Below are 13451 nucleotides of genomic sequence, written 5' to 3'. Positions count from 1 at the left end.
GTTTGCGTTGGGAAATGCGGCGAGCGCTCGACCCGCAACGCCCGGCGCGCTAGGATTTCCCGCATGACGATATGGAAGGGACGGGCCGCCGCAATCGGCGGCATGTTGGCCGCGTTGGCGCTGGGCGGATGCGGCGGCGGCAATTACCGCCCGGTGCGCGACACGCCGGTCAGGATCGGTCCACCCTATAGCGTGCGCGGCGTGACCTATGTCCCCGCCGCCGATCCGGCCTATGACATGCTGGGCTATGCGAGCTGGTATGGGTCGGAGTCGGGCAATCGCACCGCCAATGGCGAGCGCTTTCGCGCGAAGTGGATCACCGCTGCCCATGTCACCCTGCCGCTTCCCAGCTATGTCGAAGTGACTGCGCTCGACACCGGCCGCGCCATTCTCGTCCGCGTCAATGACCGGGGTCCGTTCGCGGGGCAAGGGCGTATCATCGACCTTTCCCGTGGCGCAGCCGACGAACTGGGGCTGCGGGCGCAGGGACATGCGGCGGTTCGCGTCCGGATCGTCGACCCGCCAGAGCGGGACCGGGAAAAGCTGCGCAATGGCAAGGCGGCTAGGCCGCGCCCGCGCGTATCGGAGGCGGTTCTGGCCAATCTGCGCGCCCAGTTGCGGGCGGCCGGATATTAAGCGCAGGAAATTGGGACCGGCCGCCTTTGTCTGCTTGACGGGCAGGGTGGGGCCGCATATGTGGCCCTTCTCTCGGGGCGATCAGCCCCCATGGCGATCGTAGCTCAGTTGGTTAGAGCGCTGGTTTGTGGTACCAGAGGTCGTGGGTTCGGATCCCATCGGTCGCCCCATTTTCCGCAAAATCCGTGATCCGGGCTTCGCAGAACGGCAGGTGCGCATTATAGCGCATTTCATGACCGACACGCGCGACACCGGGCTGACGCTCGACCCCAAATTTGACCGCGATGGCCTTATCACCGCAGTCGTGACGGACGACGCGAGCGGCGAGGTGCTGATGGTCGCGCACATGAATGCGCAGGCTCTCGATCTGACGGTTGAAACCGGCCTTGCCCATTTCTGGTCGCGCAGCCGCCAGTCGCTTTGGAAAAAGGGGGAAAGCTCCGGCCACATGCTCCGCGTGACGGACCTGCGCATCGACTGCGATCAGGATGCGCTGTGGGTGAAGGCCGTGCCTGCCGGTCCCACCTGCCACACCGGCGCGCGATCCTGCTTCTTTCGACGGGTAGGGCGGGAAGGTCTCAGCAGCGTCGATGCGGCGGACTAGCCTGACGCTCCTTCTACTGGCTGCGGCCTGCCAGCGCGGCCCGTCATCGGGCGAACCGGCGTCGTTGCGCGGCGGCGGGGTGTCGAGCCTCGAACGCGCGGCCATCGAAAGCGGAGCGATTACGGACATGAGCGCGGTGTCGCCGGTCGGCCTTTATCAGCGCAGCCATGAGGCGGGGCGCGATGCGCTGTGCGTGGTGCCCGGCAATAGCGGCGAGTTTCGCTTCGGGCTGGAGGCTGTGTTCGGGGAGGAGCCGAGCTGTCGCGGCCACGGCCTCGCGCGGCGGGCGGGCGACAAGCTGGTGCTGAGCTTCAGGGGCAAAGGCCGCTGCATCGTCGTCGCGCAATATGAGGGCGATCAGGTGGCGCTGCCCGGCGTGGTCGATATGGCCTGCGCCGATCTGTGCGAAGGGCGCGGAACGCTGGAAGGCGTCAGCTTTCCGCGCATCGCCAATGATGCGACGAGCGCCCTGAAAGCGCGCAATCGGAAGGGCGATCCGCTCTGCCCGACGTGATGGCCTATTCCGCCGGCGCACTGCGGAAGGCCGGGCGACGCGACTCCAGTGCGATGGCGACGAGGAAGATCGCAAGCCCGCCCAGCGCCAGCGCCGCGCCGATCCAGCCGGTTGAAACGAGACCATAGCCTGCGGCGATGGACAGGCCGCCCAGCCATGGCCCCAGCGCATTGGCGACGTTGAAGGCGCTGTGATGCAGCGCCGCCGCCAGCGTCTGCGCATCGCCCGCCACGTCCATGAGCCGCGCCTGAAGCGGGGTGCCAAGGCCGCCGCCAATGCCGATCAGGAATATGATGAGGCCGAGCGTCCAGACATTGCCCGCCATGAGCGGGAACAGCGCCAGCGCCGCCGCGCTCCACAGGAGCACGCCGATGACGGTACGATTCTGATTGCGGTCGGCCAGCCACGCCGCGACCAGATTGCCCAGGGTCAGGCCGACCCCGAAGATCATCAGCACAAGCGGGACATAGGTTTCGGACACATGCGTCACGTCGATCATGGTCGATGCCACATAGGTGTAGACCGCGAACAGGCCGCCGAACCCAATGGCGCCCGTCAGCAGCGTCAGCCACACCTGCGATTTGCCGAGCGCCGACAGTTCGCGCATCGGGCTGGCCTTGGGATCGCCCGCGTCGCGCGGAGCATAGATCGCCACCAGCGTCACAGTGGCCATCGCCAGGGCAGCCACCACGAAGAAGCCGGACCGCCACCCAAGCGCCTGACCCATCCAGTTCGCCGCCGGGACGCCGATCACGGTCGCGACAGTCAAGCCCGACATCACCTTCGCCATGGCGAGGGTGCGCTGCTCCAAAGGGACGAGGCTTGCGGCGACCAGTGCGGCCACGCCGAAATAGGCGCCGTGCGGCAGGCCGGACAGGAAACGAAAGAGCAGCAGCCAGTGATAGGAGGGCGACAGGGCGGACAGCGCATTGGCGACCGCGAACATCGCCATCAGCCCGATCAACAGGGTCCGGCGAGGCAGGCGGGCGGCAAAGGCGGCGATCACCGGCGCACCCGCGACGACGCCCAGCGCATAGGCGCTGATCGCATGACCCGCGGTCGGTGCGTCGATGCGGAGATCACGTGCGAAGAAAGGCAGCAGGCTCATCGCCGCAAATTCGGTCGTGCCGATGGCGAACGCCCCCACAGCGAGAGCGAAGAGGACCAGCGCGGGATGCGCGGTTCGCGAATGGCCGGTCATCTGGCCTCCATGCTGCAATGCAAAAAGTCGAAGTGCGGCAAATGGGCGTGATGACAACGCAGGTCAAGAGTGGAGCTTTGCAATGCGCGCCGGGGCGATTGCAGCGCGCGCATTGTTGCGGCCGCTTACGGCGTTGCCTATCCCTTCGCCGCCTTGCTCACGTCCAGCATCTTGCCGTTGGTGATGACGACGATGTCGCCCAGTTTCGTGACACCGAACAGTTTGCGCGCGAAATCCTTCGGCACGCCGATGCAGCCGTGCGTCGCCTTGCCATATTGCACATCGCTGCCGTGAATGAAGACGCCGTCGCTGGTCAGGCGCAGCGCATAGGGCATGGGTGCGCCATAGAGGTTGGACACATGGTCTGCGTCCTTCTGCGTGATCGGGAAAGCGCCCACGGGGCTGGGCTTGTCGGTTGCGCCGTAGAGGATGACCGCCGCGCCGATCTCATAGCCGTCGCGGAAGACGGACAGGGTTTCGGCCTTGAGATCGACGGTCACGATGACGGGACCGGTGGCGGGCGCGCCATCCTCGTTCCAGACATAATCGCCGTGGCGGAAGGGACCGTCGATCTGGAGCACGCGCTTCACCAGAAGGGCGCGGGGGTCCACTGTCATGGGCTGGTCGCTGCGCCGTTCGGCGGGCTTTATCGGCTTGGACGGCGCGGTCGCCTCGATCTGCGCAGGCGCTGCATCCCGCGCCGCGGGACGATCGGCAAAATGGAGCGCGGCGAGTGCGCCGCCGCCAAGCACGGCGGTGACGGCGAGCTTCGGTCCCAGGCTGTTCACCAATGTTCGCAGCAATCCCATCATCGTCCCCGGCCAGCAACGTTGCTGCCGGTCCTAGCAGGCAATGGTTAAGCTCAGCCTTCGCGCGCGACTTCCGCCGCGGCGATGGCAGTAAGGTTCAGGATGCCGCGAGACGTGACGCCGGGCGTCAGCACATGGATTGGCTTGGACAGGCCCATCAGCATCGGCCCCACCGTGGGCGAACTGGATGCGGCGGCCAGAGCGGTGAGCGTGATGTTGGCAGCATCCAGATTGGGCATGACGAGAAGGTTCGCCGGTCCCTCGAACCGGGAATCCGGCACCAGACGATCGCGCAACGCCTGGCTGAGCGCTGCGTCGGCATGCATTTCGCCATCGACCGACAGGTCGGGCGCGGCTTCGCGCACCAGGGTGAACGCCTTGCGCATCTTGCGCGCGCTGTCGGTGTGGGACGCGCCGAAATTGGAGTGCGACAGCAGCGCAGCACGGGGCGTCAGGCCGAAATAGCGCAGCTCCGCGCAGGCCGCGAGCGTCATCTCCGCGATCTGTTCAGGCGTCGGATCGGGCACCATATGGGTATCGGTGACGAACAGAGCGCCCGCGTCGAGGATCAGGCCCGAGAGCGCATAGACGCGGCTGTGATCGGGCACGCGGTCGATGATGCGCAGCACATGTTCGACCTGACCCCAATATTCCGAACGACCGCCGACCAGCGCGGCATCGACCCGCCCGGTGCGCAGCAGCATGGCGGCGGTGATGGTCGGGCGGCGATAGACGTGGCGCAGGATTTCGTCGGCGGGCACGCCCTTGCGCGCGGCGATGGTGCGATAGGCTTCGACCAGTTCGCCCATGGCGAGATGATCGGTTTCCGGGTCGATCACTTCCACGTCGCGGTCGAAGTCGAAGCTGATGCCGAGTTCCGGCAGCTTCTTTTCGAGGATACGGCGGCGCGCGACGATGGTCGGGCGGACGATCCCTTCGTCGAGTGCGTCGCGAATGGCGCGCAGCACGCGGTCGTCTTCGCCCTCACCATAGGCGATGCGGGTGCCGCTGCCCCGCGCGGCTTCGAACACCGGGAGCATCAACTGGCCCGAGCGGGTGCTCTGCCGGGTCAGGCTGCGCTTGTAGTCGTCGAGGTTCAGCGTCCGTTTCGCAACGCCGCTGTCCATCGCCGCCCTCGCGACCGCGACCGCGATCTCGCCGATCAGGCGCGGGTCGAAGGGGGTGGGGATGATATAGTCAGGCCCGAACGCCAGCTTGCGCCCGCCGTAGGCCTGCGCCACGCTGTCATGCGCGGGCAGGCGGGCGAGGGCGGCGATGGCTTCGGCGGCGGCGACCTTCATCGCTTCGTTGATCTGCGTGGCGCCCACATCCAGCGCGCCCCGGAAGATGTAGGGGAAGCACAGGACGTTGTTGACCTGATTGGGATAATCCGACCGGCCGGTTGCGATGATCGCGTCCGGGCGCACCTCACGCGCGGCTTCGGGGCGGATTTCCGGCTCCGGGTTGGCGAGCGCGAAGATGAGCGGATTAGGGGCCATCAGCGGCAGCCATTCGGGCTTCAGCACGCCGGGCGCGGAAAGGCCTAGGAACAGATTCGCGCCGGGAAGCACATCGGGCAGGGTGCGGGCGTTGGTGGTCCGGGCATAGCGCGCCATGTTGGGGAGCATCCCCTCGCGGCCTGAATGGATCACGCCATCCTTGTCGGTCAGCGTCACATTCTCGACCGGCAGCCCCATCGACACGAGCAGATCGACGCAGGCCAGAGCGGCCGCGCCCGCGCCCGATGTCACCAGCTTCGCATCCGCCAGAGTCTTGCCCTGAATCACCAGCGCGTTGCGCACGGCCGCCGCGACGACGATGGCGGTGCCATGCTGGTCGTCGTGGAAGACGGGGATGTTCATCCGCTCCTTCAGCCGCGCTTCGATGGCGAAGCATTCGGGCGCCTTGATGTCTTCCAGATTGATGCCGCCGAAGGTCGGCTCCAGCAGGGCGACCGCATCGATGAACCTGTCGGGGTCGGTGGTGTCGACCTCTATGTCGAACACGTCGATGTCGGCGAATTTCTTGAAGAGCACCGCCTTGCCCTCCATCACCGGCTTCGACGCCAGCGCGCCGATGGCGCCAAGGCCGAGAACCGCGGTGCCGTTGGAGATGACGGCGACGAGGTTGCCGCGCGCGGTGTAGTCGAGCGCCTTGTCCGGGTCCGCCGCGATCTCGACACAGGGGGCGGCGACGCCCGGCGAATAGGCGAGCGCGAGGTCGCGCTGGTTCACCATCCGCTTGGTCGGTTCGATCCGGAGCTTGCCCGGCTGCGGATAGCGGTGATAGTCGAGGGCGGCGCGGCGGGTGTTGTCGTCCATGAGCCGGGCCTTAAAGGCTCGGTTCCGCTAGGGCAAGACAGCGCTTTCCCAAGGGGGCGTCGGGCCGTAGAGCGCGGCCAGAAATTCGACGAAGGCGGTCAGGGCGCGGGGCGGGTTGGCCTGCGGCACATGGACCGCGTAAAGACCGACGTCGGCGGACCCTTCGAACGCGGGCAGGATCTGCCGGACCTTTCCCTCCCGCAGCGCGCCCGCAATGTCCCAGAGCGACCGGAGCGCGATGCCGCCCCCCGCCAGCGCCAGTTCGCGCACCAGCTCGCTGCTGTTGGTCCGGACATGGCTTCGTTGCTCGATGGTCACCGGTCCCTTCGGCCCCATCAGCCGCCATGGCATCTGCCCTTCCGCCGCGAGAAGCCGGTGATCTCTGAGGTCCGCTACCTCGAAGGGCGTTCCGAAGCGGTCGAGATAGCCGGGGGCGGCGCACAGGATGCGGCGATTGGTGGCCAGCCGCCGTGCGCCGACTCCCGCGCCGGGATCGGCAGTGATGCGGATGGCGAGATCGCAGCGTTCCTCGATCAGGTCGATGAAGCGGTCGGAGAGGTCGACGGTCAGTTCGACCTTCGGATGGTCGGCCAGGAAGCGCGGCAGCCATGGCGCGAGATGCATCCGCCCGAAGGAGGTCGGCGCGCTGACATGCAGCGGCCCGCTGGCCACCGCCGAAGCGCCGGTGACTCGCCTTTCCGCTTCGTCCAGCGCGGCGAGGATGGCGCGGAGGTCGCTGTGCAGCCGCTCGCCCGCCCCGGTCAGCGACAGGCGGCGGGTGGTGCGATGCATGAGTTTCGCGCCCAGCCTCTCCTCCAGCCGGGCGATCCGTTTCGATACCATCGCGGGCGATATGGACAGGCGGCGACCGGCCGCCGCGAGGCTGCCTTCGTCGGCGACGGTAACGAACAGTTCGTGGTCGGGGTCCATCATATTCGTTCACCGGAAGAATGACTATGTTCGAATAAACGCCTCTACACGCGATAATGGCGGCGGTCTATGATGGCGGCCTGACAGGAGAATGACGATGAACGAGCGCATGATCGACAGGGCGGGCATTCAGGTTGCGGCGCAACTGGCCGATTTCATCGAGGAGCGGGCCTTGCCGGCGACGAGCATCGCGCCCGACGCTTTCTGGGGCGGGGTTGCCAGCATCCTGTCCCGCTTCGCGCCCGACAATGTGGCGCTGCTGCGCAAGCGCGACACGCTTCAGGCGCAGGTCGATAGCTGGCATGAGCAGCGGCGCGGCCAGCCGCATGACGCAGAGGCCTATGAGGCCTTCCTGCGGGAGATCGGCTATCTGGTTCCCGAGCCTGCGCCCTTCGCCATCGGCAGCGCGAATGTCGATGAGGAAGTCGCGACGCTTGCCGGGCCGCAGCTCGTCGTCCCGATCCTCAACGCGCGGTTCCTGCTGAACGCCGCCAATGCGCGGTGGGGCAGTCTCTATGACGCGCTCTATGGCACCGATGCCGTCCCCGGCAAGGCGGCGGGGAAGGGATATGACGCCGCGCGCGGGGCGCAGGTCATCGCATGGGCCAAGACTTTCCTCGACGACGCCATCCCGCTGGCGGACGGAAGCTGGCGCAATCTGGCGAGCGACGAGATCGCGCTCGCCGATCCGGCGCAGTTCGTCGGCACGAGCGAGAAGGGCCGCCTGTTCCGCCATAACGGGCTGCATATCGAGGTCGTGTTCGACGGCAGCCATCCCATCGGCCGCGACGATCCGGCGGGGATTGCGGACGTGATCCTGGAATCGGCGCTTACCACCATCTGCGATCTGGAGGACTCGGTCGCCGCCGTCGATGCGGAGGACAAGGTCGCGGCCTATGCCAACTGGCTGGGGCTGATGAAGGGCGACCTGACCGACCGGTTCGAGAAGAATGGCGCCATGATGACGCGGGCGCTGCATGGCGACCGCAGCTATACCGCGCCCGATGGCAGCGCCTTCACGCTGCCGGGCCGCAGCCTGCTGTTCGTCCGCAATGTCGGGCACCTGATGACGACGCCCGCCGTCCGCCTGCCCAACGGAGACGAAGCGCCCGAGGGGATCATCGACGGCATCGTCACCAGCCTCATCGCGCTGCACGACCTTAAGGGGCGCAAAGCAAACAGCCGCGCGGGCAGCGTCTATATCGTCAAGCCCAAGATGCACGGACCGGAGGAAGCCGCCTTCACCGACCGGCTGTTCGACGCGATCGAAGATATGCTGGGCATGGCGCGCCATACGATCAAGGTCGGGGTGATGGATGAGGAACGGCGCACCTCCGCCAACCTTGCCGCCTGCATCCATGCGGTGAAGGACCGTATCGTCTTCATCAACACCGGCTTCCTCGACCGCACCGGGGATGAGATGCACACGTCGATGCAGGCGGGACCGATGATCCGCAAGGGCGAGATGAAGACGAGCGACTGGATCGCCGCCTATGAGGATCGCAACGTGCAGATCGGCCTTGCCTGCGGCCTGTCGGGCCGGGCGCAGATCGGCAAGGGCATGTGGGCCGCCCCCGATCGGATGGCGGACATGCTGGAGCAGAAGGTCGGCCATCCGATGAGCGGGGCGAACACCGCCTGGGTGCCATCCCCCACCGCCGCGACGCTGCACGCGACCCATTATCACCGCGTCGACGTCTTCGCCCGGCGCGAGGAGCGCAAGGCGGAAGGGATCGCGCCACTCGCGAAGCTGCTGACGATCCCCGTTGCGGTCGGGCGCAACTTTTCCGAGGAGGAGATCGCGCAGGAACTGGACAATAACGCGCAGGGTATCCTAGGCTATGTCGTGCGCTGGATCGACCAGGGCGTCGGTTGCTCCAAAGTGCCGGACATTCATGACATCGGCCTGATGGAAGATCGCGCGACGCTGCGCATTTCGTCGCAGCATATGGCGAACTGGCTGCTGCACGGCGTCTGCACGGCGGAGCAGGTCGACGCGGCGTTCGCGCGCATGGCGGCCAAGGTCGATGCGCAGAATGCGGGCGATCCGCTCTACGAACCGATGAGCGGGCGGGAAGGGGAGAGCCTCGCCTGGCAGGCCGCGCGCGCGCTGGTGTTCGAGGGGGTCGAGCAGCCGAGCGGCTATACCGAGCCGCTGCTCCACGCCTTCCGCGCGAAGAAGAAGGCGCAGGCGTTCGAACCGGCCTGACCCTTTTGTTGTGGCGGCTTTCCGGCTGCGCTAGCCCATGGGCTGCGCCAAACCGGGAGAGTCGCCATGACCGTCATCGTCCATCACCTGAACAACAGCCGGTCGCAGCGCATCCTCTGGCTGCTGGAGGAGCTGGGCGAGCCTTATGAGGTGCGGCGCTACGAGCGCGACGCGAAGACGATGCGCGCGCCCGCGTCCCTGCGCGCCGTCCATCCGCTCGGGCGGTCGCCGGTGGTGGAGGTGGATGGCCACCGCCTGATCGAGACGGGTGCGATCATGGAATATCTTGTCGCGCGGGCCGGGGGACGCTTCGGCCCGCCCGCCGACGCGCAGGGCGCGATCCGTTACCGCCAGTTTCTGCACTATGCCGAAGGGTCGATGATGCCGCCGCTGCTCGCGCTGCTGGTGGTGAACCGGCTGGGGCTGCTGGGACGCCCGGCCCGGCCCACGGTGCAGGGGATGCTGAACGACCATCTCGACTGGCTGGAGAGCGAACTGGCGGACCGCCCCTTTTTCGCGGGCGATGCCTTTACAGCGGCTGACATGATGATGAGCTTTCCGCTGGAAGCGTCGCGGGCGCGGGGCGGGCTGGACGGGTCGCGGCCCCGCCTTATCCGCTGGCTGGGCGAGATGCATGACCGCCCGGCCTATCGGGCTGCGCTCAAGGCGGGCGGCCCCTATGCCTATGCCTGAGCGCGGCAGCCCGGCAAATAGGAGTCCGGACGCTTAACTTCGCACATTTCCCGCAAGTTTTGACATTTCATGTCCTATGTCGGACATTTTCGGCAAGTCGACCGCATGCCAGCCATGACCCGATTCATAGCCCCCCAGGACGGGGATAGGACAGCGGCGGTCCCGTGCGACAGACCCCGCCGGAGCGGCATCATCCGCCCGCCAAAAACATATAAGCACCTCTATCTATGCAAGATTTTCGTGACGTTGCCGTTATTGCGCGATAAAGGTCAATGAAGCGGAAGGGGCGTCGCATGAAGGAAAGGGAACCACGGGTCGCAACAGCCATCCCGGCGCGTATCCGCCTCGGCGATCAATGGCTGGACGCGACCATCATGAACGTGTCGCTGCACGGCATGATGCTGCGCATGGCGCGCCCGCCGGGGCGGGGCAGCTATATCGAGATCCGCCGCGCTTCCACCATCGTTGTGGGCCGCGTCATCTGGGCGAAGGATGGCAAGTGCGGCATCCGCGCGCAGGATCGCATCGACATTTCCGCCCTGACCGGCGATGCGCCGGCGGCACCGGCATGGAAAGCCGGCGATGCCGACCGCCGCGCCGTGCAGCGCCGATCCATCGAGGAAAGCGCGGCGGCGAGTCAGGTCTGGGCGCGCCGGTTTCAGTTCGCCGCGCTGATCGTCGCCATCGTCGGCGGCGGTTTCCTGATCCTCCACAGCCTGACGGAGACATTCGCCGCCGCAATGGCCCGCGTGGCTGACGCTCTGTGATCCTCGGGCGGATCGCGCGCGCCGATCTTCATCGCCGAAAAGCGCCGCTTGTGCGGCGGAGCGCTTCCGCCTAAATCGCCCCCATGACCTCGACCAACGATATTCGCCGCTCCTTCCTCGACTATTTCGGGGCCAATGGCCACACCATCGTGCCTTCCGCTCCGCTGGTGCCGCACAACGACCCGACGCTGATGTTCGTCAATGCGGGAATGGTGCCGTTCAAGAATGTGTTCACGGGCCTGGAGACCCGCCCCTACAGGACGGCGACGTCCAGCCAGAAGTCGGTGCGGGCGGGCGGCAAGCATAACGACCTCGACAATGTCGGCTACACCGCGCGGCACCATACTTTCTTCGAAATGCTGGGGAATTTCAGCTTCGGCGACTATTTCAAGGAGCAGGCGATCACCCATGCGTGGACGCTGCTGACGAAGGAATGGGGCATTCCGGCGGAGAAGCTCACCGCGACCGTCTATCACACGGACGACGAGGCGTTCGACCTGTGGAAGAAGATCGCGGGCCTGCCGGAACATCGCATCATCCGCATCCCGACCAAGGATAATTTCTGGGCGATGGGCGACAGCGGGCCGTGCGGTCCCTGTTCGGAAATCTTCTACGACCATGGCGACCATATCTGGGGTGGCCCTCCGGGATCGCCGGAGGAGGATGGCGACCGTTTCGTCGAGATCTGGAACCTCGTCTTCATGCAATATGAGCAGGAAGCGAACGAGATCGTCAGCGAACTGCCCAAGCCGAGCATCGACACCGGCATGGGGCTGGAGCGGATCGCCGCCGTGCTTCAGGGCGTTCACGACAATTATGACACGGACACGTTCAGGGCGCTGATCGCCGAAAGCGGCGCGCTGTCGAAGACCGCGACCGATGGCGAGCATAAGGCGAGCCATCGCGTGATCGCGGATCACCTGCGTTCCACCAGCTTCCTGATCGCGGACGGCGTGCTGCCCGCCAACGAAGGGCGCGGCTATGTGCTGCGCCGGATCATGCGGCGCGCCATGCGCCATGCGCACATCATCGGCGCGAAGGAGCCGCTGATGTATCGGCTCGTCTCCAGCCTGGTGTCGGAAATGGGCGGCGCCTATCCCGAACTGATGCGCGCGCAGCCGCTGATCGAGGAAACGCTGCTGCGCGAGGAGACGCGGTTCCGCAAAACGCTGGAGAACGGCCTTCGCCTGCTGGACGAGGCGACCGGCGATCTGGGCGAGGGCGGAACGCTGCCGGGCGAGACGGCGTTCAAGCTCTACGATACTTTCGGTTTCCCCTATGACCTGACCGAGGACGCGCTGCGTTCGCGCGGGCTGACCGTGGACCGCACCGGGTTCGACAGCGCCATGGCGGAGCAGAAGGCCGCCGCCCGCGCCGCGTGGAAGGGATCGGGCGAAAAGGCGTCGGACGAAATCTGGTTCGACATTGCCGAAGATGTCGGCAACACCGAGTTCATCGGTTACGCATCGACCAAGGGCGAGGGCGAGGTTCTCGCCATCGTGAAGGACGGCGCCCGGGTCGAGAGTGCTGCGGCGGGCGACGAGGTGGTCATCATCACCAACCAGACGCCTTTCTATGGCGAAAGCGGCGGGCAGATGGGTGATGCGGGCACGATCACGACGCAGGCGGGCTTTGCCGCCAGGGTCGAGGATACCGCCAAGCCGCTGGGCCGCCTCCATGCCCACAGGGCGAAGGTGGACGCGGGCAGCGTCAAGGTCGGCGATACGGTCAACCTCGCCATCGACGTGGACCGCCGCGACCGCATCCGCGCCAACCATAGCGCCACGCACCTGCTGCACGCCGCGCTCCGCAAGGAACTGGGCGCGCATGTGACGCAGAAGGGCAGCCTTGTCGCGGCTGACCGGCTGCGCTTCGACTTCTCGCATCCCGAAGCGCTGACCCCGGCGCAGATCGCGGCGGTGGAAGCCGATGTGAACGGGCAGGTGCGCTATAATGAGGCGGTGACGACGCGGCTGATGACGCCCGACGACGCCATTGCGGCAGGCGCGATGGCGCTGTTCGGCGAGAAATATGGCGACGAGGTGCGCGTGCTGTCCATGGGCCGGGGCGGCCCGCTGGGCGAGGAATTGCATTATTCGGTCGAGCTGTGCGGCGGCACGCACGTCAATGCGACGGGCGACATCGCGCTGTTCAAGATCGTGTCGGAAAGCGCGGTGTCGTCGGGCGTGCGCCGGATCGAGGCGCTGACCGGAGAGGCCGCGCGGCTGTGGCTGACCGAGCGCGACGACAAGCTGCGCCAGACGGCGGCGGCGCTCAAGACGACGCCGGAGGAGGTGCCCGGGCGCATCGCGGCGCTGGTCGAGCAGAGCCGCAGGCTGGAACGCGAACTGGCCGACGCCAAGAAGGCGCTGGCGCTGGGCGGCGGCGGGGCGGCCAAGGCTGCGGGACCGGAGAAGGTCGGCGGGATCGACTTTATCGGGCAGGTGATCGAGGGGCTGGACCCCAAGGAGCTGCGCGGCATCGTCGATCAGAACAAGGCGTCGCTCGGCAGCGGCGTGTCGGCCGTGCTGGCGGTAGTGGAAGGCCGCGCCAGCATCGCGGTCGGAGTCACCGATGATCTCAAGGATCAGGTGAGCGCGGTCGATCTGGTCCGCGCGGGCGTAGAAGCGCTGGGCGGCAAGGGCGGCGGCGGCCGTCCCGACATGGCGCAGGGCGGCGGCCCGGACGGCGACAGCGCACAGGCGGCCATCGATGCGGTAAAGGCGGCGCTGGCGGGTGTGTCGGTGGCGTAACCGGTCGGTAAGCT

At 66.7% G+C, this 13451-nt stretch carries 11 protein-coding genes and 1 tRNA gene; 8 read left to right on the top strand and 4 right to left on the bottom strand.

Going from position 1 to position 13451, the window contains the following annotated elements; translation table 11 throughout:
* The first annotated feature begins 63 nt into the window (after positions 1-63).
* From SAMIE_RS07765 to SAMIE_RS07750, 4 genes are all read left to right on the top strand, one after another.
* Complete coding sequence (locus tag SAMIE_RS07765) at positions 64-636, top strand: septal ring lytic transglycosylase RlpA family protein (RefSeq protein WP_066697167.1); 573 nt, start codon at positions 64-66, stop codon at positions 634-636.
* A 93-nt stretch (positions 637-729) separates the two neighbouring features.
* Positions 730-806, top strand: a tRNA-His gene (locus tag SAMIE_RS07760).
* A 62-nt stretch (positions 807-868) separates the two neighbouring features.
* On the top strand, positions 869-1240 hold the full coding sequence (hisI, locus tag SAMIE_RS07755; RefSeq protein WP_066697165.1) for a phosphoribosyl-AMP cyclohydrolase: 372 nt from the start codon (positions 869-871) through the stop codon (positions 1238-1240).
* Positions 1227-1754 (top strand): hypothetical protein, encoded by a 528-nt coding sequence (locus SAMIE_RS07750; RefSeq protein ID WP_066697163.1) that lies wholly within the window; start codon positions 1227-1229, stop codon positions 1752-1754. The genes hisI and SAMIE_RS07750 overlap by 14 nt, the downstream gene beginning before the upstream one ends.
* Positions 1755-1758: 4 nt before the next feature.
* Here SAMIE_RS07750 and SAMIE_RS07745 read toward each other — a convergent pair whose 3' ends face one another.
* The 4 genes from SAMIE_RS07745 to SAMIE_RS07730 form a co-directional block, all read right to left on the bottom strand.
* On the bottom strand, positions 1759-2955 hold the full coding sequence (locus tag SAMIE_RS07745; protein ID WP_066697161.1) for an MFS transporter: 1197 nt from the start codon (positions 2953-2955) through the stop codon (positions 1759-1761).
* Between the two features lie 137 nt (positions 2956-3092).
* Positions 3093-3767, bottom strand: coding sequence for a L,D-transpeptidase family protein (locus SAMIE_RS07740; RefSeq protein WP_066697159.1), 675 nt, complete (start codon positions 3765-3767; stop codon positions 3093-3095).
* A 50-nt stretch (positions 3768-3817) separates the two neighbouring features.
* Positions 3818-6085, bottom strand: coding sequence for an NADP-dependent malic enzyme (locus SAMIE_RS07735; RefSeq protein WP_066697157.1), 2268 nt, complete (start codon positions 6083-6085; stop codon positions 3818-3820).
* A 27-nt stretch (positions 6086-6112) separates the two neighbouring features.
* Positions 6113-7018 carry a LysR family transcriptional regulator gene (locus SAMIE_RS07730; protein WP_066697155.1) on the bottom strand — a complete coding sequence of 302 codons (906 nt, stop codon included), beginning with the start codon at positions 7016-7018 and terminating at the stop codon, positions 6113-6115.
* Positions 7019-7112: 94 nt separating this feature from the next.
* Between SAMIE_RS07730 and SAMIE_RS07725 the strand changes: the two genes are divergently transcribed.
* From SAMIE_RS07725 to alaS, 4 genes are all read left to right on the top strand, one after another.
* Positions 7113-9224: a malate synthase G gene (locus tag SAMIE_RS07725; protein ID WP_066697152.1), complete on the top strand. Its 2112-nt coding sequence runs from the start codon at positions 7113-7115 to the stop codon at positions 9222-9224.
* A 66-nt stretch (positions 9225-9290) separates the two neighbouring features.
* A complete protein-coding gene (locus SAMIE_RS07720; RefSeq protein ID WP_066697149.1) occupies positions 9291-9917 on the top strand; it encodes a glutathione S-transferase family protein in 627 nt (208 codons plus the stop codon).
* 293 nt (positions 9918-10210) lie between these two features.
* Entirely contained in the window at positions 10211-10684 is a 474-nt protein-coding gene (locus SAMIE_RS07715; protein ID WP_066697147.1) for a PilZ domain-containing protein, read from the top strand.
* 83 nt (positions 10685-10767) lie between these two features.
* Positions 10768-13437, top strand: coding sequence for an alanine--tRNA ligase (gene alaS, locus SAMIE_RS07710; RefSeq protein ID WP_066697145.1), 2670 nt, complete (start codon positions 10768-10770; stop codon positions 13435-13437).
* The last annotated feature ends 14 nt before the right edge of the window (positions 13438-13451 follow it).

The organism is Sphingobium amiense, from assembly GCF_003967075.1.
GTDB lineage: Bacteria > Pseudomonadota > Alphaproteobacteria > Sphingomonadales > Sphingomonadaceae > Sphingobium > Sphingobium amiense.
This window is presented reverse-complemented; position numbering and strand designations above follow the sequence as displayed.

Bases quoted from the DNA above. Each gene is read 5' to 3' on its own strand.
- SAMIE_RS07750 (WP_066697163.1), top strand. From the start codon at position 1,227: ATGCGGCGGACTAGCCTGACGCTCCTTCTACTGGCTGCGGCCTGCCAG.
- SAMIE_RS07725 (WP_066697152.1), top strand. From the start codon at position 7,113: ATGAACGAGCGCATGATCGACAGGGCGGGCATTCAGGTTGCGGCGCAA.
- SAMIE_RS07765 (WP_066697167.1), top strand. From the start codon at position 64: ATGACGATATGGAAGGGACGGGCCGCCGCAATCGGCGGCATGTTGGCC.
- hisI (WP_066697165.1), top strand. From the start codon at position 869: ATGACCGACACGCGCGACACCGGGCTGACGCTCGACCCCAAATTTGAC.
- SAMIE_RS07735 (WP_066697157.1), bottom strand. From the start codon at position 6,085: ATGGACGACAACACCCGCCGCGCCGCCCTCGACTATCACCGCTATCCG.
- SAMIE_RS07740 (WP_066697159.1), bottom strand. From the start codon at position 3,767: ATGATGGGATTGCTGCGAACATTGGTGAACAGCCTGGGACCGAAGCTC.
- SAMIE_RS07720 (WP_066697149.1), top strand. From the start codon at position 9,291: ATGACCGTCATCGTCCATCACCTGAACAACAGCCGGTCGCAGCGCATC.
- SAMIE_RS07745 (WP_066697161.1), bottom strand. From the start codon at position 2,955: ATGACCGGCCATTCGCGAACCGCGCATCCCGCGCTGGTCCTCTTCGCT.
- SAMIE_RS07730 (WP_066697155.1), bottom strand. From the start codon at position 7,018: ATGATGGACCCCGACCACGAACTGTTCGTTACCGTCGCCGACGAAGGC.
- alaS (WP_066697145.1), top strand. From the start codon at position 10,768: ATGACCTCGACCAACGATATTCGCCGCTCCTTCCTCGACTATTTCGGG.
- SAMIE_RS07715 (WP_066697147.1), top strand. From the start codon at position 10,211: ATGAAGGAAAGGGAACCACGGGTCGCAACAGCCATCCCGGCGCGTATC.